The following is a 19,350-nucleotide window of genomic DNA, read 5'->3' as shown; positions in this document are numbered from 1 at the left end:
GGGCGCCGGGGTTCTCCCGGCGCGCCGGTGCTCACAGCGCCTGCGGGTGGGTGAACACCCGCCCCGGGTCGTACGTCCGCTTCAGCCGGGCCAGGCGCGGCGCCGCGGGGCCGTAGTACGCCGTGCGCCAGTCCTTCAGGGCCGGGTCCGTGTAGTTCTGGTAGGCCGCGCCCGAGGCGTACGGGCACATCGCCCGGTGGGCCGAGTCCAGCCAGGCCCGGGCGGTGCCGCCGGACGTGCCCGCGCGCCAGGAGACCAGGTACTGGGCGAGCATCCGCGAGCGGCGGTGCACGAAGGCCGTCGCCGTGGGGGACACCCGGTTGGCCGCGCCGCCCAGCGCGGTGAGCGCGATGCTGCCCGTGCCGCCCCGCACCGACGTGATCCGGCCGAGCAGGGCCTGGACACCCGCCGCGGACAGCGAGCGGTCGAAGAAGTCGGAGCGGGCCGCGTACGTCTCCCGGGCCAGCGCGCCCTGCGGGGTGCGGCCCGGGGTGGTGCCCGGCAGGTGGCACTGGGCGTCCGAGGCGAAGGAGGCGCAGCCCGCGTAGACCTCCATCGCCTCCTCGTAGGAGCGGCGGCGCAGGAAGACACCGGACGCGGGGGAGTCGACCCGGTCGGCGAGCCGGTCGACGGCGTTCTGGAGCTCACCGTGGGTGCCGAGGGAGAAGGCCGCGACGGAGATCGTGGGGTAGCCCCCGGCCGCGCGCGCCAGGTGCAGGGACGACCAGATCTCGTCGGGCTGGTCCGGGCCCCACTCCTGCCATGCCCTGATCACGGCGGCGGCCTTCGCCCAGGGCCAGGTGAGGTGACCGGTGACCGCCTGCGGTGCCGGGTGGGTGCGGAAGCGCAGCTCGGTGACGACGCCGAAGTTGCCGTTGCCGGCGCCGCGCAGCGCCCAGAAGAGGTCCTTGTGCTCGCGGGCGTTCGCGGTGATCCGTCGGCCGTTGGCGGTGACCAGGGTGGCCTGGGTGAGGCTGTCACAGGTCAGGCCGTACGCGCGGGAGACGACGCCGTGGCCGCCGCCGAGGACGAGGCCGGAGACGCCGACCGTCGGGCAGGAGCCGGCGGGGATCGTGGCGCCCCTGGCGGCGAGCGCGCGGTAGACGTCGATCAGCTTGGCGCCCGCGCCGACCACCGCCGAGTCGCCGCTCGCCCGCACCGTGTTCAGCCGGGACACGTCGATGATCAGTCGTCCGTTGCCGGAGGACCAGCCCGCGTAGGAGTGGCCGCCGTTGCGGATGGCGACGCGCAGGTCGTGGGCGCGGGCGAAGGCGAGGGTGGTGGCGATGTCGCCGGGGTGGGCGACGTAGGCGACGGCGGCGGGCCGCAGGGAGTCGAAGCGGGTGTTGTAGAGCTGGCGGGCGGTGGCCCAGGCGGCGTCGCCGGGGCGGACCAGGGCGCCGTCGAGGTCGCCGGCGAGGGCGCTCCAGCCCGCGGAGGCCCGGGTGGACCGGCTGGTGGTGAGGGCCGGGGACGCGGCGCCCGTGGGGGCCCCGGGCGTCGTCGAGGCCGCCCGGGCGTGGTCCGTGCCCGAGCAGGCCGCCGCCGGGACCGCCGCCGCGAGGGCGGCCGTGCCGCCGATGAACGTACGCCGTTCCATGTGCCTGCCTCCGCCCCGAGCGTGCTGTCGTGGAACGAGACGGGGGCGGGGGGCCGGGGGTTCCACACTCGATCGTGTACTCCCTCCGGTGACGGCGCGTGGTGTACGTTCCTCACAAATACCCCTTTTGTTCGCCGTCGGGGAGTCTGCGGTGCTGAGACCCGTGTGCGCCGGGGCCGGGACCTTCGCGTGCCCTCCCCGTGAGCATTCCGTGACCTCACCGCACCGTCCGCAGGGGTTCACCCCCCGTTCACTTCCGGCCATAGGCGGCTTCACCTGTTCTGCCTAATTTCGGCCTTGCTGACGACGGACGCGAACCTCGGGTCCCGCGTCCGTCTCACCCACACTTCGCACGCCGCCGGATTCAGGACGGCGGCTCCCGGAAGGAACTCCCGAAAGTGAAGCTTCAGCGCATGAACCGGCGGGCCCTCACCCTCGGTGCTCTCGCCGTCTCCGGCGCCCTGGCCCTCACGGCGTGCGGCTCCGACGACACCACCGGTGCCGGGGACCCGACGGGGGGCGCCACGGCCGCGGGTTCCATCAAGTGCGACGACGCCCAGGGGCAGCTGCTCGCCGACGGTTCGTCCGCGCAGAAGAACGCCATCGACGCCTGGGTGAAGCAGTTCACCTCGCAGTGCAACGGCGTTCAGATCAACTACAAGGGCGGCGGCTCCGGCGCGGGCATCACCGCCTTCACCCAGGGCCAGGTCGCCTTCGCCGGTTCCGACTCCGCGCTGGACTCCGAGGAGATCGCCGCCTCCAAGAAGGTCTGCTCCGGCGGCCAGGGCATCGACCTGCCGATGGTCGGCGGCCCGATCGCGGTCGGCTTCAACGTCTCGGGCGTGGACAGCCTCGTCCTGGACGCGCCGACCCTCGCCAAGATCTTCGACAGCAAGATCACCAACTGGAACGACCCGGCGATCGCCAAGCTCAACCCCGACGTCGAGCTGCCCGACCTGAAGATCCAGGCGTTCCACCGCTCCGACGACTCCGGTACGACGGACAACTTCACCAAGTACCTGCTCGCCACCACGCCGGGCAACTGGAAGTACGAGGGCGGCAAGACCTGGCAGGCCAAGGGCGGCCAGGCCGCCGCGGGCTCCTCCGGCCTCGCCCAGCAGGTGAAGCAGACCAACGGCGCCATCGGCTACTTCGAGCTGTCCTACGCCAAGGACGGCATCAAGACCGTCGACATCGACACCGGCGCCGGCACCCCGGTCAAGGCCACCGTCGAGAACGCCACCAAGGCCATCGCCGACGCCAAGGTCGTCGGCACCGGCAAGGACCTCGCCCTGGAGCTGAACTACGCCACCAAGGCCGAGGGCGCCTACCCGATCACCCTCGTCACCTACGAGATCGTCTGTGACAAGGGCAACAAGCAGGACACCCTGCCCGCCACCAAGGCCTTCCTGCGCTACATCGCCAGCGAGGACGGCCAGAACGTCCTGGCGCAGAACGACTACGCGCCGATGCCCGCGGACATCATCGCCAAGGTCCGCACGACCATCGAAGAGCTGAGCTGACCCGAGTGCGGTCCGGTCCCGGCCGGGACCGGACCGCACCGTCCGGTGCACCGCCGCCCGGAGCCGCGCCCCGCGCACGGCTCCACCGAGCCGCCCGACCGACGCGGCTCCGCAGACCGGAGAACCCGATGGACATAACCACAGCACCCACCGACGCTCCCCCTCACCTCTCCCAGCCCAGCCCCGCCGAGCAGAAGCGCGCGGCCCGGGGCGCCACCCGGCCGGGCGACCGCATCTTCCTCGGCCTCTCGCGCGGCTCGGGCATCCTGCTGCTGGTGATCATGGCCGCCATCGCGGTCTTCCTCACCTGGCGGGCCGCCCTCGCGATCAGCGAGGACGAGGGCAACTTCCTCACCACCTTCGAGTGGAACACCCAGGCCCAGCCGCCGGTCTTCGGCATCGCCGTCCTGGCCTTCGGCACCGTGGTGTCCTCGATCATCGCCATGGTCATCGCGGTCCCGGTCGCGGTCGCCATCGCGCTCTTCCTCACCCACTACGCCCCGCGCAAGCTGAGCGGCCCGATCGCCTACGTGATCGACCTGCTCGCCGCCGTGCCGTCCATCGTCTACGGCCTGTGGGGCGCCCTGATCCTCGTGCCGCACCTGAACGGCCTCTACGCGTGGCTGGACCAGTACTTCGGCTGGACCGGCATCCTCGAGTGGAACGGCGGAGCCCCCCGCTCCATGTTCACCGTCGGCATCCTGCTCGCGATCATGATCCTGCCGATCATCACCAACGTGAGCCGCGAGGTCTTCCGGCAGGTCCCGCAGATGCACGAGGAGGCGGCCCTCGCCCTGGGCGCCACCCGCTGGGAGGTGATCCGCATGGCGGTCATCCCCTTCGGCCGCTCCGGCGTGATCTCCGCCTCGATGCTCGGCCTCGGCCGCGCCCTCGGCGAGACCATGGCCGTCGCCACCGTGCTGTCCCCGTCGTTCGAGATCCAGGCCAGCCTGCTCGACCCGGGCGGCGGCACCTTCGCCCAGAACATCGCCAGCAAGTTCGGTGAGGCGTCCGAGTTCGGCCGGGACGCGCTGATCGCCTCCGGTCTCGTCCTCTTCGTCATCACCCTGCTGGTCAACGGCGCGGCCCGCGCGATCATCGCCCGCCGCAAGGAGTACTCGGGGGCCAACGCATGAGCCACGCCGTCGTCACCGACAAGCGCCCCAGCAGCCTGCGCGGCGCCCAGCTGCCCAAGTGGTCCCCGTGGGCGATCGCGGCCGGCTCGCTCGCCGTCGCCATCGGTATCGGTCTCGCCGCCGGGCTGCACAGCCGCATCCAGTGGGGCCTGATCGCCGCCCTGCTCTTCATCACCGGCACCTTCGGTATCGCCGCGCGCGTCGAGGGCACGCGGCAGGCCAAGGACCGGGTCGCGACCTCCCTGGTGTGGGTCGCCTTCCTGCTCGCCGTCGTGCCGCTGGTCTCCCTGATCTGGGTGACCGTGCAGCGCGGTGTGAAGGTCCTCGACGGGTACTTCCTCACCCACTCCATGGGCCTGGTCGCCGACTCCGAGCCGGGCGGCGGCATCTACCACGCCATCCTCGGCTCCCTGGAGCAGGTCGGGCTCGCCACCGTCATCGCCGCGCCGATCGGTGTGCTCACCGCGATCTACCTGGTGGAGTACGGGCGCGGCAGCCTCGCCCGCGCGGTCACCTTCTTCGTCGACGTCATGACGGGCATCCCGTCGATCGTCGCCGGTCTGTTCATCCTCAGCCTGATGCTGATCTTCGAGATGCAGCCCTTCGGGTTCGCCGGCTCGCTCGCGCTGGCGATCCTGATGATGCCGGTCGTCGTCCGCTCCACGGAGGAGATGCTCAAGCTCGTCCCGAACGAGCTGCGGGAGGCGTCCCTCGCCCTCGGTGTGCCGAAGTGGCGGACGATCCTGAAGGTGGTCCTGCCCACCTCCATCGGCGGCATCACCACCGGCATCATGCTGGCGGTCGCCCGGATCGCCGGCGAGACCGCGCCGGTGCTGCTGCTGGTGTGGGGCAACCCCTTCATCAACGCCAACCCGTTCGAGGGCGCGCAGGCCTCGCTGCCGCTGTACATCTACCAGCAGTACGCCAACAGCGCCGGATCCGGCGCGGCGTACGACCGTGCGTGGGCGGCGTCCCTGACGCTGATCGCCTTCGTGATGATCCTCAACCTGCTGGCGCGCGGCATCGCGCGCTGGAAGGCCCCGAAGACCGGTCGCTGACGCGGCCACCGGCGACCGATCGAGCACCTCTGGAAGTGAAGCAATCATGGCCAAGCGAATCGACGTAAGCGGACTGACCGCCTACTACGGCTCCCACAAGGCGATCGACGACATCTCGATGACCGTCGAGCCCCGCTCGGTGACGGCGTTCATCGGCCCCTCCGGCTGCGGCAAGTCGACGTTCCTGCGCACGCTGAACCGCATGCACGAGGTCACCCCCGGCGGGCGGGTCGAGGGCAAGGTGCTGCTCGACGACGAGGACCTGTACGGCCACGGGGTCGACCCCGTCTCCGTGCGGCGCGAGGTCGGCATGGTGTTCCAGCGGCCGAACCCGTTCCCGACCATGTCGATCTTCGACAACGTGGCCGCCGGGCTGCGGCTCAACGGCAACTACAAGAAGAACGAGCTGGCCGACATCGTCGAGAAGTCGCTGCGCGGCGCCAACCTCTGGAACGAGGTGAAGGACCGCCTGAACAAGCCGGGCTCGGGGCTCTCCGGCGGTCAGCAGCAGCGCCTGTGCATCGCCCGCGCCATCGCGGTCGAGCCGAACGTGCTGCTGATGGACGAGCCGTGCTCGGCCCTCGACCCGATCTCCACCCTCGCGATCGAGGACCTGATCGGCGAGCTGAAGGAGCAGTTCACGATCGTCATCGTGACGCACAACATGCAGCAGGCGGCGCGGGTCTCCGACCGTACGGCGTTCTTCAACCTCGCGGCGGTGGGCCAGCCGGGCAGGCTGGTGGAGATCGACGACACGGAGCGGATCTTCTCCAACCCGTCGGTGCAGGCGACCGAGGACTACATCTCCGGCCGCTTCGGCTGATCGCCACCGACTCCTCACGGTGCTGCATGGCGGTGCCACCGTGAGGTCACAAAAGGGCCCGCCCCTGGCTCCCGGGGGCGGGCCCGTGTGTTGCTGCGCCGTCCGCTAGAGGAACGCCAGGTGCACCAGCCCGTACGAGGCCGCCGCCACCGTCGCCGCGGCCGGCATGGTGATGAACCAGCCGAGGACGATGTTCTTGGCGACGCCCCAGCGGACCGCGTTCACGCGCTTGGTCGCGCCGACGCCCATGATCGCGGAGGTGATCACATGGGTGGTGGAGATCGGCGCGTGGAAGATGAAGGCCGAGCCGAACATGATCGTCGCGCCGGTGGTCTCCGCCGCGAAGCCCTGCGGCGGGTCCAGCTCGATGATCTTGCGGCCGAGGGTGCGCATGATGCGCCAGCCGCCCGCGTAGGTGCCCGCCGACAGCATCACGGCACAGGCGATCTTGACCCAGATCGGGATCGGGTCGCCGTAGTCCTCGACGTCGGCGATGACCAGGGCCATCACCACGATGCCCATGGTCTTCTGGGCGTCCTGGAGGCCGTGGCCGAGGGCCATGCCCGCGGCCGAGACGGTCTGGGCGATCCGGAAGCCGCGCTTGGCCTTGTGCGGGTTGGCACGGCGGAACATCCACAGGATGGCGGTCATCACCAGGTAGCCGGCGAGCAGGCCGATCACCGGGGAGACGAACATCGGGATGACGATCTTCTCCAGGACGCCGTCCCAGTAGACGGTGGTCCCGCCGGCCAGCGCCGCGCCCACCATGCCGCCGAAGAGCGCGTGGGAGGAGGACGAGGGCAGGCCGAAGTACCAGGTGACGAGGTTCCAGACGATCGCGCCGACGAGCGCGGCGAAGAGGATCCCCATGCCGGTGGAGCCCTCGGGCGTCTCGATCAGGCCCTCGCTGACCGTCTTGGCGACGCCGGAGCCGAGGAACGCGCCCGCGAGGTTCATCACGGCCGCCATCGCGAGCGCCGCCCGCGGGGTGAGCGCGCGCGTCGACACCGAGGTGGCGATCGCGTTGGCCGAGTCGTGGAAGCCGTTGGTGTACGTGAAGAAGAGCGCGACCCCGATGGTCACGACCAGAGCGAAGGTGTCCATCGACGCCTCAGGACTCCTTGACGGCGATGGTCTCCACCGTGTTCGCCACGTGCTCGAATGCGTCGGCGGCCTCTTCCAGGACGTCGACGATCTGCTTGAGCTTCAGCACCTCGATGGCGTCGTACTTGCCGTTGAAGAGGTGGGCGAGCAGCTTGCGGTGGATCTGGTCGGCCTGGTTCTCCAGGCGGTTGACCTCGATCCAGTACTCGGTCAGGTTCTCCATGGTGCGCAGGTGGGGCATGGCCTCGGCGGTCAGCTCGGCCGCCCGCGCCAGCACCTCGATCTGCTGCTCCACGCCCTTCGGCAGCTCGTCGACGTTGTAGAGGACGACGAGGTCGACGGCCTCCTCCATGAAGTCCATGATGTCGTCGAGGGACGAGGCGAGGGAGTAGATGTCCTCGCGGTCGAAGGGCGTGATGAAGGAGGAGTTCAGCTGGTGGAAGATCGCGTGCGTGGCGTCGTCACCTGCGTGTTCCGCTGCCCGCATACGCTCCGCGATCTCGGCCCGGGCGGAGGTGTCCGCCCCGAGCAGTTCCATCAGGAGCTTCGAGCCGGTGACGATGTTGTCCGCGGAGGCGGCGAACATGTCGTAGAAGCTCGTCTCCCTGGGGGTCAGACGAAAGCGCACGTGGGGTCCTCGGGATGCATCGGTTTCGGTCAGGCTGATGCTAGGCGCATCATCCGGCCACGGCTATCGGGCCGTCCCCCAGTGTCGCCCATCAGGCAGAGTTATCGGCACGGGGGCGGTGCACGGGGGCGGTCCGGCCTGCCGGTAAAGGGCGCATACCCGGCGAAGTCCGGTACGATATACCCAGTAGGGGTATCTGGATGGAGGATGCTATGACGACCACCGAGGCCGGCGCCGGTGTGCCCGCCGAGGCCCTCGCGGAAGCTCCCGCGCAGGCCGTGGTGACCGATCACGACCGGGGGATCCACGGGTACCACCACCAGAAGGACGAGCACCTCAAGCGGCTGCGCCGGATCGAGGGCCAGATCCGCGGCCTGCAGCGGATGGTCGACGAGGACGTCTACTGCATCGACATACTCACGCAGGTCTCCGCCTCCACCAAGGCCCTGCAGTCCTTCGCGCTCCAGCTGCTGGAGGAGCACCTGCGGCACTGCGTCGCGGACGCCGCGCTCAAGGGCGGCGACGAGATCAACGCCAAGGTGGAGGAGGCCACCAAGGCGATCGGCCGGATGCTGCGCACCTGACGCTCAGGCCGCCGGCGGCTCCGCGCGCTCCTCGGCCACCCGCAGGACCTGGTCGATGCTCTCCATGCTGAGCCGGTCCTCGGCGGCCGAGGCCGCGATGATCAGCTCACCGCACAGCTCGATCTCGGCGAGGGCCACGTGGTCCTGAACTGCCGTACCGCCGGCCGGAGCCACGCGCATCACCTCTTCTCTGCCGTCACCGACTTCCTAGAGTAGGGAGCGCCCCTCGCCCCGCGCATGGCACGGACGGGCTAGTTCCAGCCGGTCACTTCCGCCGGGCGCGGCCCCTCACTGCGCCGCGATGCGGCCCGCGTAGATGTCCTCGGCGGGCGGCAGCCGGACGTCGGCGGGGGTGCCGAAGGCGTACAGCAGCGTCGTGGAGGCCACCGCCACCGTCGCCCGCCCGCTGCCGTTGACGAAGCTGAAGCGGTGCCTGACCTTGCGGATCCGGCCCTCGTCGTCCAGGAACACGTCGAACGGGACCTCGGCCGTGGCGAACCCCTTCGCCGCCGCCGCGAGGGACGCCCGCACGCCGGGGGACGCCTCGCGCGCGGCCGCGGCGAGGTCCGCGGTCCCGCGGTAGTGGCGGACCGGCGTGCCCGCGAGTTCGGTACGGCCGACGTAGGCCGCCGTGCGCGCCCCGCGCAGCACCTCGGCCGCGGCGAACGGGTCGGTGGCGCCGCCGGTGACCAGATTGCCGTCGGAGAGGGTGGCGGTGTCGACGCGGACCCACTTGTCGGCGGGGACGCCCGCGCCGCGGTTCTTCATGTACAGCGCGCCCGGTGCGAGGACCTCGGTGATCGGGCGGTGCCCGGTCTGGCCCGCCGGGTCGTGCGGCAGCCGTACCTTCAGGCGGCCGAGACCGCGCGTGTAGTCGTACACGCCCTCGCCGCGGATGGTGACGCGGGTGCCGCCGGTGGCCATCTCCATCGACGTCCGCGCCTTCGACGTGCGGGCGGCCACCAGGGCCTCCGCGGCCCGCCGCAGGGCCGGGACCGCCTCGGCGGCGGGACCGGTGTCGTCGGCCGCCGCGCCGCTGCTCTGGCATCCCGTGGCGCCGAGACACAAACAGGCCATCAGCCCTGCCGCGACGACCGTCCCGCCCGCTCTGTCGTGCTGCCGTTGCGCCATCGCCTGCCTACCCCCAGTCAGCCGTCCGTCAGTCCGTCGCGGGCCTCTGTCGTCCGGTTAACGACGGGTAGGTTGGGCCGTCACGCGGCCGGGCCGGGGCGCGGTGGCGCCCGGCGGAGCGGCACCGGGTGTTCACCTCGGCCGGGTACCGTGACCGCGTGACCGAGCAGGACCGGCTCGCCCCTGGCCGAAACGATGCGGAACACCGGGTCACCACGGTGGAGCAGGGGCCGTTCTGTGTGGCGCGGTGCAGCTGCGGCTGGCGCGGGCCCGCCCGCCGGGCGCGCAGCCAGGCGCGGACGGACGGGGCGGGACATGCCTCCGAAGGGTGAACCGGCGAACGCGGGCGCCAGGACTCAGGGGGTGTCCCCCCGGGACGCCTCCCCGGTCCGGCGCAGGACGGCCAGCAGTTCGTCGACGAGTTCCCGGTCCCGGGGCCGGGTGAGACGGGCGCGGGCCTCGGCGGGCGGCAGCCAGACGATCCGGTCCACCTCGTCGTCCGGGGTGAAGGTCCCGGCGCCGGCCTCGGCCGCCCAGTAGCGGACCTCCTTGGGACGGCCGTCGGCCAGGTAGTGCACGGTCGGCAGTTCCGCGCCCGGCGCCGCCGTGTGGCCGGTCTCCTCCGCCACCTCGCGCAGCGCCCCGGCCAGCGGGTCCTCGCCGCGTCTGAGCTTGCCCTTGGGGTGCGACCAGTCGTCGTACTTCGGGCGGTGGACGAGACAGACCTCCAGTGCCCCGCCGGCCGGCGAGCGGCGCCACAGCACGCAGCCGGCGGCCAGCACGGGGGTGTCCTCGGGGCCGCCGGTCACGGGGTGCCCACCGTCTGCTTCTGCCAGCTCTGCTGGAACGCGAACCGGGCCGCCTCCACCTCGTGCCGCTGGTCGGCGTGGAGCACGCCGAGGGCGTAGGCGGTGGCCGGTGCGATCCGCGGGGTGCGGGCGGCCGACGCCGCCGCCGCTGCCGCCTCCGCGGCGTCGCGGTGCCGGTTCAGGGCCTGGCCGGCGGTCAGCAGGCGTACGTCCACCGGGGCGTTCTCGCCGTGCAGCACCTCACGGGCGTAGCGGTGCAGGCGCAGCAGGAGGCGGACCTGGTGCCAGGGGGCGTCCTGCGGGTGCGGGGCGGGGTCCGGGGAGAGGCCGTGGACCAGCGCCTCCGCGTTGTACGGGCTGCCCGCGGTGATCAGCGGGAGGGCGGCGACGGCGTCCGTCAGGCGCTCCTCGGCCGCGGCGGCGTAGGGCCGCAGGTCGGAGGCGGGCGCGGTGGCCGCGAGCGGGACCTCGCTGGCCAGTAAGGCGACCTTGTCGGCGACCGCGTGGAAGCGGGCGGAGCCGAGGGCCTGGAGGGCGGTGGAGTGGGCCCGGGTGCGGGCCAGGGTGAGCTGGCGGTCGAGGAGGGCGCCCGCCTTCGCCGCGCCGACGGTCAGGTTGCCGCGCTCCGGGGGCGCCGGGGCGCGGGTCCCGCTGCCGGTGCCGGCCGCGCCCGCCCGTGCCGGGCCGACTGCCCGGCCGGCCGTGGCCACCTCGACGTGGGCCGGGAACGCCGACGATCCCGACAGCCGGTGCAGGGCGCCCAGCAGGCGTTCCAGGCGGGACGCGCAGGCGTGCTCCAGGGCTAGGGTGCCGGAGAGCCAGGCGAGTTCGGGGCGCATGGCCTCGGACCAGTCGGCATCCAGCAGGGGGCGGAAGGTGTGGAGGCTGCCGCTGATGCGGCGGGCCGAGCGGCGCAGGGCCCGGGCCGCGTCCAGGGAGTCCCCGGTGCCGGTCTCGCGGTGCTGGCGCAGCGCGCGCAGGAACTCGGTGGCCTGCGCGCGCAGATAGCCTGCCAGCGCGTTCCCCGGCACCGGGCCGGCCAGCGGGTTCGTCGGTTCAAGGTGTTGCTGTGCCACGCCGGCGCCTCCGGGCGTCTATGAGCATCTCCTGGATGTTCCGCAGGGGACCGCCGTCCCCGTCCGTCGCGTGCCGGGTCCATTCGCCGTCGGGCCCCAGGTGCCAGGACGCGGTGGAGTCGGACATGCCGGTCTCCAGCAGCCGGTTGAGGGCGGCCCGGTGGGCGGGGTCGACGACCCGCACCAGGGCCTCTATCCGGCGGTCGAGGTTGCGGTGCATCATGTCCGCGCTGCCGATCCACACCTCGGGCTCGCCGCCGTTGCCGAAGCCGAAGATCCGCGAGTGTTCGAGGAACCGGCCGAGGACCGAGCGGACCCGGATGTTCTCCGACAGGCCCGTCACGCCCGGCCGTACGGCGCAGATGCCGCGCACCCAGATGTCGACCGGCACGCCCGCCTGGGACGCCCGGTAGCAGGCGTCGATGACGGCCTCGTCCACCATGGAGTTGACCTTGATGCGGACGTAGGCGGGGCGTCCGGCGCGGTGGTGCTGGATCTCCTTGTGGATGCGGGAGACCAGTCCGTCCCGCAGCGACTTGGGGGCGACCAGCAGGCGCCGGTAGGTCTCGCGGCGGGAGTAGCCGGAGAGGCGGTTGAAGAGGTCGGAGAGGTCCGCGCCGACCTGGGGGTCGGCGGTGAGCAGTCCCAGGTCCTCGTAGAGCCGCGCGGTCTTCGGGTGGTAGTTGCCGGTGCCGACGTGGCTGTAGCGCCGGAGCGTCTCGCCCTCCTGGCGGACGACGAGTGACAGCTTGCAGTGGGTCTTGAGGCCGACGAGGCCGTAGACGACGTGGCAGCCGGCCTCCTCCAGCTTGCGCGCCCACTTGATGTTGGCGTGCTCGTCGAAGCGGGCCTTGATCTCGACCAGGACGAGGACCTGCTTGCCGGACTCGGCGGCGTCGATGAGCGCGTCGACTATGGGGGAGTCGCCGGAGGTGCGGTACAGGGTCTGCTTGATGGCGAGGACGTCCGGGTCCTGCGCGGCCTGCTCCAGGAAGGCCTGCACGGACGTGGAGAACGAGTCGTACGGGTGGTGCAGCAGGACGTCGCGCCGGCGCAGGGCGGCGAAGATGTCGGGCGCGGAGGCGGACTCCACCTCGGCGAGGTCGCGGTGGGTGCCGGCGATGAACTTCGGGTACTTCAGCTCGGGCCGGTCCAGGCCGTGGATGCGGAAGAGGCCGGTGAGGTCCAGCGGGCCGGGCAGCGGGTAGACCTCCGCCTCGGAGATCTTCAGCTCGCGGACCAGGAGGTCCAGCACCTCGCGGTCGATGGACTCCTCGACCTCCAGGCGTACGGGCGGGCCGAAGCGGCGCCGCATCAGCTCCTTCTCCAGGGCCTGGAGCAGGTTCTCCGCGTCGTCCTCCTCGACCTCCAGGTCCTCGTTGCGGGTGAGCCGGAAGGCGTGGTGCTCCAGCACCTCCATGCCCGGGAACAGCTCTTCGAGGTGGGCGGCGATGACGTCCTCGATGGGGACGTACCGGCCGGGGCTGCTCTCCAGGAAGCGGGAGAGCAGCGGGGGCACCTTCACGCGGGCGAAGTGCTTGTGGCCGCTGACCGGGTTGCGCACGACGACGGCCAGGTTCAGGGACAGGCCGGAGATGTACGGGAACGGGTGCGCGGGGTCCACGGCGAGCGGGGTGAGCACCGGGAAGATCTGGTGCTTGAAGAGGGTGAACAGGCGGGCCTGCTCCTTCTCGGTCAGCTCGCTCCAGCGGACCAGGTGGATGCCCTCCTCCGCGAGGGCGGGGGCGACGTCCTCGTGGTAGCAGGCGGCGTGCCGGGCCATCAGCTCGCGCGAGCGGGCCCAGATCATCTCCAGCACCTCGCGCGGCTGGAGCCCGGAGGCGGACCGGGTGGCGACCCCGGTGGCGATCCGGCGCTTCAGGCCGGCCACCCGGACCATGAAGAACTCGTCCAGGTTGCTGGCGAAGATCGCCAGGAAGTTCGCCCGCTCCAGCAGCGGCGTCTCGGGGTCCTCGGCGAGTTCCAGGACGCGTTCGTTGAAGGCGAGCCAGCTGCGCTCCCGGTCGAGGAACCGGCCCTGGGGCAGCTCTCCGCCGTCCCCGTGGGTCTCCTCGTAGGAGTCCAGGTCGGCGTCGATGTCGGGTTCCAGGTCGGAGACCGCCGCCGCCACGGTGTGCGGGCGGTGCGCGGCGATGGAGCCCACGGAGGGCTGGGCGTGCTGGACCTGCGGGACCGGTGCCTGGGCGTTCTGCTGGCTCATAGAGCCATTCTTCCGCGCCACGAGGGAGACAGGCGCGTCGGAGGGGGCGGGCGGGAGCGCGGCGCCGGCGGCTGCGGTCCCGTTGCCCGTGCTCCCCTCGGGCGGGGGCGAAGGCTCTGGCACGGCGGGCTTCATTCGGCGAGCGTCGCAAGTGTGTCTGAATCGATGGTTACGGCGACATGACGTGTGGGCTAGCGGGCGGCGGCTCCGGGGGGTCCTGGGAGGGGGCGCGTACGTTCCTCGTCCGGGCCGGTGACGTACGCGGCCCGGCACCCGGACCGGATCGGCCGGGGTGCCGGGCGGGCGGGGTGCCGGGCGGGCGGGGCGTCCGGTGCCGTCAGGCCGCTGTTCCGGTGCGGTGCCTCAGCAGACGGAACGCGGCCAGGACGGCCAGGGCGCCGAGGGCGAGGACGATGCCCGTCTCGGCCAGCTGGAGGGGCCAGAAGTGACCGGCCGGGTGGTAGTCCTGGTAGAGGGCGGTGATTTCGCGGCCGGCGCTGCACCGGATGTCCTCCAGGCAGGCCGGGTCGGGGATCCGCTCGCCGCCGGCGGTGACGACCCCCTCCTCGACGATCATGCCGTCGGCCCCGGGGTGACCCTCGGTCCCGGTGACGGTCTCGGCCGGCCACAGGCGGGGCCGGACCGAGGTCAGCGCCCACAGCAGGGCGAGCTGGGCGGCGAGGGCGGCGGCGAGCGCGGGCAGCGCGCGCCGTACGAGCAGGCCGGTGAGGACGCCGACGGCGAGTCCGAGCAGGGTGTGCGCGGTGGCCAGCGGCCCGTTGGCGAGGTAGCCCGGGTCGTGGTGCCACTCCCGCCGGCCTTCCCGCAGTTCGCCGTCCGAGGCCCACACCAGCCGGTGCAGCGCGGTGAGGGCGGAGGTGCCGGCGGCGATCAGCGCGGCGGGTACGGCGAGCTTGGCGGCGAGCCAGCGGGCCGGCGGGACGGACTGGGTCCAGGCCAGCCGGGCGGTGCCGCTCTCCAGTTCGCGGCCGATCAGCGCGCCGCCCGCCCAGGCGGCGGTGAGCAGCGGGGCGAGGTAGAGCAGTCCGGCGCCGACGGCGAGGGCGAGGTCGTAGTCCTGGTAGGCGGGGCCCGCGTAGTCGCAGGACAGGCTCGGGGTGCCGGTCGGTCCGCACTCCATCCGGCGGAACTCGTCCCGGGCGGCGTCCGCGCCCGGCCCGTACGCCCACAGCAGGGCCGCGGCGGCGGTGGCGAGCAGCATCAGCCAGAACCACAGGGCCGAACGGTGCAGCCGGAGCATCAGCCAGGTCAGACCGCGCGGGCCCCGGGAGGGGGGTGCGGTGGGGGCGGCGGTCGCGGTCACGGCGGTCATACGGCGGCCTCCACGGGGGCGTCCAGGTGCAGCGCGGGGGCCTCGGGGGCGCGCAGATGGGCGAGGACCAGCTCCTCCAGGGAGGGCTCGGCACTCTGCCAGGTGCCGGGGACCGGGCCGCGGGGGCGGATCAGGGCGGTGAGCTGGCGGCCGGCCGAGCGGGATTCGACGACGGTGTGCGGCGTGAGGTCGCCGCCGGCCGGGCCGGTGACCAGGGTGTGCGCGGCGAGCAGGTCGTCGAGCGGGCCGGAGAGACGGACCCGGCCGCCGCCGACGAGCAGCAGGAAGTCGCAGGAGCCCTCCAGCTCCGCCACCACGTGTGAGGACATGACGATCGTGGTGCCGTGTTCGGCGGCGTCCGCCATCAGGGTGCCCATCAGCTGGTGCCTGGCCAGCGGGTCCAGGTCGGCCATCGGCTCGTCGAGGAGCAGCACTTCGGGCCGTTTGCCGAGGGCGAGGGCGAGCGCGACCCGGGTGCGCTGGCCGCCGGAGAGCGTGCGGATCCGGGCGCGGGGGTCCAGGCCGCCCTCGGCGACGATCCGGGCGGCGGCAGCCGGGTTCCAGCGGCCGGGGTTCAGTTCCGCGCCGAGGCGGAGCGTGTCGGCGACGGTGAGCCGGGGGTGCAGGGGCTTGTCCTGGGCGACGTACGCCAGGCGGTCGCGGACCTCGGACGGGTGGGCGCCCAGCACCCGGAGGGTGCCTTCGGTGGGGGCGAGCAGGCCGGCCGCGAGGGCGAGCAGGGTCGACTTGCCCGCGCCGTTGGGGCCGACGACGGCGCACACCCGTCCGGCGGGCAGCCGGAAGGCGCAGCCGTCCAGCGCCGGCCGGCGTCCGCGCCGGCCGAAGACCTTGGCCAGCCCGGCCGCCTCGAGAGCGGTGTGGGTCATTCCTGGTTCCCCTCGAAGTGCTTGTCCAGTACGGAAGTGAAGAGCGCGGCCACGTCGTCCCGTTCGAGTCCGGCGGCGCGGGCCCGTTCCGCCCACTGCTCCAGCTCGGTGCGCAGGGGTGAGTCGGCGGGCGCGGCGCCCAGGGTGCGGCGGACGAAGGTGCCGAGCCCGCGGCGGGCCTCGACCAGGCCTTCGCGTTCCAGCTCGCGGTAGGCCTTGAGGACGGTGTTCGGGTTGACCGCGGTGGCCGCGACGACCTCGCGGGCCGTGGGAAGCCGGTCGCCCGGCCGCAGCAGGCCGAGGCGCAGGGCCTGCTTGGTCTGCTGGACGATCTGGAGGTAGGTGGCGACTCCGCTGCGCCGGTCGATGCGGTAGGCGACCACTCGGAAACCACCCTTTCACTAATTGAGTAGTGAAAGGGTGGTGTAAAAGAGGGGCGGCGTCAAGATCGCCGCCCCTCGGGCCCGTGGCCGGGTGAGGATCACGTCCCGGTCCGGAGGGTCACGTCCCGATCCGGAAGGTCACGTCCCGGTCCGGAGGGTCACGTCTCGGTGCGGTACATGAGGTCCGTCTCGTACGTGCTGAAGCCGAGACCCTCGTAGACCGCCACCGCCGCCTTGTTGTCCGCGTCGACGTACAGCATCGCCGTCGGCAGCCCCCGCCCGGCCAGGTGCCGCAGGCCGATCAGGGTGAGGGCCTTGCCGAGGCCGCCGCCCTGCGCGCCCGGCGCCACGCCCACGACGTACACCTCGCCGAGCCGTTCCTCGGCGTGCGTCTTCGTCCAGTGGAAGCCGACCAGCTCGCCGTCCCGTTCCGCCAGGAAGAAGCCCGCCGGGTCGAACCACGGCTCGGCCTTGCGGTCGTCCAGGTCCCGCTGGGTGAGCGAGCCCTGCTCGGGGTGGTGGGCGAACGCGGCGGCGTTGACGGCCAGCCAGGCCGCGTCGTCCCGGCCCGGTTCGAAGGCGCGCACGCGCACCCCGGGCGGCAGCACCGGCTCGGGCAGCTCCGGACCCGTCAGGGGACGCCGCATCTGCCGCAGTTCGCGGAACAGGGTCAGCCCCAGCACCTGTGCCAGGTGCCGGGCGGCCGCGTGGCCGCCGTGCGCCCACACCCGCAGTCGCTTGCCGGAGGCGGCCAGCAGCGCCGAACCGAGCGCGCGGCCGTGGCCGTGGCCGCGGTGCGAGGGGTGCACGACCAACTCGGCGGCCGGGGCCTCCACCGGGTCGGTGTCCTCCAGCTGCGCGTAGCCGACGAGTTCCCCTCCGCAGGTGAGCAGCAGGTGGGAGACGCCCTCGCGCTCCCCGCCGCGCAGCTGGAGCCGCCCCTGCTCGGACACCGCCTGCTGGCCGTCGACCCGGACGGCCTCCGCGAGCAGGGCGAGGACCGCCTCGATCTGGTCCGGGGAGAGCGCCGCACGGGTCTCGATGGCGCGTACGGAGTCGGGCCGTGCCAAGTCGTCGCTGGTCATGCCTACGAGGGTAAAGGGCCGGGCACCGGAATCGGCGCCAAAGGGAAACCAGGATGTAACCATGAACCCCCTGTCGCGCTACGCGCGTTGAATCTAGGCTGCGCCGGGACCACCTGACCGCCGGATGACAGCCGGAAATGAACCACAGGGGGGCGCATGCCAGCCACCACTCCGCCGCACGACCGCCGCAGACGCCGTACCACCCGGCTGCTCGCCGCCGCTGCCGCTCTCGCCACCGCCGGGGCGCTCGCCGCCGCGCTGCCGTCGACGGCCAGCGCCGACGAGAAGACCGGGAAGCACTGGCCGGGCCGCTACCAGGACGTGCAGCTGCTGTCCTTCAACGACCTGCACGGCAACCTCGAACCGCCGGCCGGCTCCTCCGGCCGGGTCACCGAACTCCAGCCCGACGGCACCACGAAGACCGTCGACGCGGGCGGTGTCGAGTACCTGGCCACCCACCTGCGCCAGGCGCGCGCGGGCAACGCGTACTCCATCACGGCGGCCGGCGGCGACATGGTCGGCGCCTCCCCGCTGCTGTCCGGCCTGTTCCACGACGAGCCCACCATCGAGGCACTGAACGGCCTGGAGCTGGACGTCACGAGCGTCGGCAACCACGAGTTCGACGAGGGCGCCCGGGAGCTGGCCCGCCTCCAGAGGGGCGGCTGCCACCCCACGGCCGGCTGCTACGGCGGCCAGGAGTTCGAGGGCGCCGACTTCCCGTACCTCGCGGCGAACGTCCTCGACGAGAAGACCGGCAAGCCGATCCTCAAGCCCTACTGGGTGTGGAAGAAGAAGGACGTCAAGGTCGGCTTCATCGGTGTGACCCTGGAGGGCACCCCGGACATCGTCTCCGCGGAGGGCGTCAAGGGCCTCTCCTTCAAGGACGAGGTCGAGACCATCAACAAGTACGCCGAGGTGCTCCAGCGCCAGGGCGTGAAGTCGATCGTCGCGCTCATCCACGAGGGCGGCTTCCCGTCCGGCACCGCGTACAACTACGACTGTGACGCGCCGGGCGCGGGCGACGGCATCTCCGGGCCCATCGTCGACATCGCCAAGAACGTCACCCCGCAGGTGGACGCCCTGGTCACGGGCCACACCCACGCGCCGTACGTGTGCACGATCGACGACCCGGCGGGCAAGCCGCGCATGGTGACCTCGGCCGCGTCCTTCGGCCGCCTCTACACCGACACCACCCTGACGTACGACCGGTGGACCGGTGACATCGTCCGCACGGCGGTCGGCTCCGCCAACCACGTCGTCACCCGGGACGTCCCCAAGGCGCCCGACATGACCGAGCTGATCGGCAAGTGGAACACGCTCGCCGCGCCCATCGGCAACCGCCCCATCGGCTGGATCTCCGGTGACATCGGCAACACCGGCACCGAGTCCCCGCTCGGCGACCTCGTCGCCGACGCCCAGCTCGCCTACGGCAAGGAGCTGGACCCGGAGACCGACCTCGCGCTGATGAACCCGGGCGGCATCCGGGCCCCGCTGACGTACGCGGCCAAGGGCGCCGAGGGCGACGGTGTCGTCACCTACGCCGAGGGCTTCACGGTCCAGCCGTTCGCCAACACCGTCAACCTCCAGGACATCACCGGCGCCCAGCTGATCCAGGTCCTGAAGGAGCAGGTCAGCGGCGCGAACACGGCGGCCCCGAAGATACTCCAGGTCTCCGCGGGCCTGACCTACACGCTGGACCTGACGAAGACGGGCGCCGACCGGGTCGTCACCGGCTCCATCAGGCTGAACGGCGCGCCCGTCGACCCGTCGGCGGTGTACCGGGTCGCGTCGAACAGCTTCCTCGCGGGCGGCGGGGACGGCTTCCCGACGCTGGGCCAGGGCACCAACGACCTGGTCGGCGCGGACGACCTGACCGCCCTGGAGAAGTACCTGACGGCCAACTCCTCGGCGGGCAGCCCCCTCGCGCCGCCGAAGGCGGACCGGATCACCATCGTGAAGTGACGCCGGG

18 protein-coding genes are annotated in these 19,350 nt (G+C 72.3%); 6 read left to right on the top strand and 12 right to left on the bottom strand.

Annotated elements, in window-relative coordinates; genetic code table 11:
- Window positions 1–31 precede the first annotated feature (31 nt).
- Window positions 32–1,600 carry an FAD-binding oxidoreductase gene (locus SGLAU_RS15830; protein ID WP_043502112.1) on the bottom strand — a complete coding sequence of 523 codons (1,569 nt, stop codon included), beginning with the start codon at window positions 1,598–1,600 and terminating at the stop codon, window positions 32–34.
- A 398-nt stretch (window positions 1,601–1,998) separates the two neighbouring features.
- On the opposite strand from SGLAU_RS15830, the gene pstS reads away from it, so the two are divergent.
- From pstS to pstB, 4 genes are all read left to right on the top strand, one after another.
- On the top strand, window positions 1,999–3,123 hold the full coding sequence (pstS, locus tag SGLAU_RS15825; protein WP_043502110.1) for a phosphate ABC transporter substrate-binding protein PstS: 1,125 nt from the start codon (window positions 1,999–2,001) through the stop codon (window positions 3,121–3,123).
- A gap of 128 nt (window positions 3,124–3,251) precedes the next feature.
- A complete protein-coding gene (pstC, locus tag SGLAU_RS15820; protein WP_043502108.1) occupies window positions 3,252–4,259 on the top strand; it encodes a phosphate ABC transporter permease subunit PstC in 1,008 nt (335 codons plus the stop codon).
- Window positions 4,256–5,317, top strand: a complete 1,062-nt coding sequence (gene pstA, locus SGLAU_RS15815; protein WP_043502107.1) for a phosphate ABC transporter permease PstA — start codon at window positions 4,256–4,258, stop codon at window positions 5,315–5,317. The genes pstC and pstA overlap by 4 nt, the downstream gene beginning before the upstream one ends.
- A 46-nt stretch (window positions 5,318–5,363) precedes the next feature.
- Entirely contained in the window at window positions 5,364–6,140 is a 777-nt protein-coding gene (gene pstB / locus SGLAU_RS15810) for a phosphate ABC transporter ATP-binding protein PstB (RefSeq protein ID WP_043502105.1), read from the top strand.
- Between the two features lie 105 nt (window positions 6,141–6,245).
- On the opposite strand, the gene SGLAU_RS15805 is transcribed toward pstB, so the two are convergent.
- Together SGLAU_RS15805 and SGLAU_RS15800 are read right to left on the bottom strand one after the other, a co-directional pair.
- Window positions 6,246–7,244: an inorganic phosphate transporter gene (locus SGLAU_RS15805; RefSeq protein WP_043502103.1), complete on the bottom strand. Its 999-nt coding sequence runs from the start codon at window positions 7,242–7,244 to the stop codon at window positions 6,246–6,248.
- Between the two features lie 7 nt (window positions 7,245–7,251).
- A complete protein-coding gene (locus SGLAU_RS15800) occupies window positions 7,252–7,872 on the bottom strand; it encodes a DUF47 domain-containing protein (RefSeq protein ID WP_043502101.1) in 621 nt (206 codons plus the stop codon).
- Window positions 7,873–8,084: 212 nt separating this feature from the next.
- Here SGLAU_RS15800 and SGLAU_RS15795 point away from each other — a divergent pair, with 212 nt between their 5' ends.
- A complete protein-coding gene (locus SGLAU_RS15795) occupies window positions 8,085–8,456 on the top strand; it encodes a metal-sensitive transcriptional regulator (protein ID WP_043502100.1) in 372 nt (123 codons plus the stop codon).
- Window positions 8,457–8,459: 3 nt separating this feature from the next.
- Here SGLAU_RS15795 and SGLAU_RS35665 read toward each other — a convergent pair whose 3' ends face one another.
- From SGLAU_RS35665 to mshD, 9 genes are all read right to left on the bottom strand, one after another.
- Window positions 8,460–8,636, bottom strand: coding sequence for a hypothetical protein (locus tag SGLAU_RS35665; protein WP_167551853.1), 177 nt, complete (start codon window positions 8,634–8,636; stop codon window positions 8,460–8,462).
- Between the two features lie 108 nt (window positions 8,637–8,744).
- Window positions 8,745–9,587 (bottom strand): hypothetical protein, encoded by an 843-nt coding sequence (locus tag SGLAU_RS15790; RefSeq protein WP_043502098.1) that lies wholly within the window; start codon window positions 9,585–9,587, stop codon window positions 8,745–8,747.
- 356 nt (window positions 9,588–9,943) lie between these two features.
- Window positions 9,944–10,396 carry an NUDIX hydrolase gene (locus SGLAU_RS15785; protein WP_043502096.1) on the bottom strand — a complete coding sequence of 151 codons (453 nt, stop codon included), beginning with the start codon at window positions 10,394–10,396 and terminating at the stop codon, window positions 9,944–9,946.
- The gene (locus SGLAU_RS15780; RefSeq protein WP_043502095.1) at window positions 10,393–11,472 is read right to left on the bottom strand and encodes a CHAD domain-containing protein; all 1,080 of its coding nucleotides are present in this window, start codon (window positions 11,470–11,472) and stop codon (window positions 10,393–10,395) included. The genes SGLAU_RS15785 and SGLAU_RS15780 overlap by 4 nt, the downstream gene beginning before the upstream one ends.
- On the bottom strand, window positions 11,453–13,828 hold the full coding sequence (locus SGLAU_RS15775; protein WP_412556231.1) for an RNA degradosome polyphosphate kinase: 2,376 nt from the start codon (window positions 13,826–13,828) through the stop codon (window positions 11,453–11,455). Before SGLAU_RS15775 ends, SGLAU_RS15780 begins: the two co-directional genes overlap by 20 nt.
- Window positions 13,829–14,030: 202 nt before the next feature.
- Window positions 14,031–15,026: an ABC transporter permease gene (locus tag SGLAU_RS35250; RefSeq protein WP_043502092.1), complete on the bottom strand. Its 996-nt coding sequence runs from the start codon at window positions 15,024–15,026 to the stop codon at window positions 14,031–14,033.
- Complete coding sequence (locus tag SGLAU_RS15765; RefSeq protein ID WP_043502089.1) at window positions 15,023–15,913, bottom strand: ABC transporter ATP-binding protein; 891 nt, start codon at window positions 15,911–15,913, stop codon at window positions 15,023–15,025. The genes SGLAU_RS35250 and SGLAU_RS15765 overlap by 4 nt, the downstream gene beginning before the upstream one ends.
- Entirely contained in the window at window positions 15,910–16,296 is a 387-nt protein-coding gene (locus SGLAU_RS15760) for a GntR family transcriptional regulator (protein WP_043502088.1), read from the bottom strand. Before SGLAU_RS15760 ends, SGLAU_RS15765 begins: the two co-directional genes overlap by 4 nt.
- 158 nt (window positions 16,297–16,454) lie before the next feature.
- Window positions 16,455–17,381: a mycothiol synthase gene (gene mshD / locus SGLAU_RS15755; RefSeq protein ID WP_043502086.1), complete on the bottom strand. Its 927-nt coding sequence runs from the start codon at window positions 17,379–17,381 to the stop codon at window positions 16,455–16,457.
- A 156-nt stretch (window positions 17,382–17,537) separates the two neighbouring features.
- Between mshD and SGLAU_RS15750 the strand changes: the two genes are divergently transcribed.
- Window positions 17,538–19,343, top strand: coding sequence for a bifunctional metallophosphatase/5'-nucleotidase (locus tag SGLAU_RS15750; RefSeq protein WP_043502084.1), 1,806 nt, complete (start codon window positions 17,538–17,540; stop codon window positions 19,341–19,343).
- The last annotated feature ends 7 nt before the right edge of the window (window positions 19,344–19,350 follow it).

Source organism: Streptomyces glaucescens (assembly GCF_000761215.1).
Classification (GTDB): Bacteria; Actinomycetota; Actinomycetes; order Streptomycetales; family Streptomycetaceae; genus Streptomyces; species Streptomyces glaucescens_B.
The sequence above is the reverse complement of the archived record's forward strand: the minus strand, read 5'-3'. Positions and strand labels throughout refer to the sequence as shown.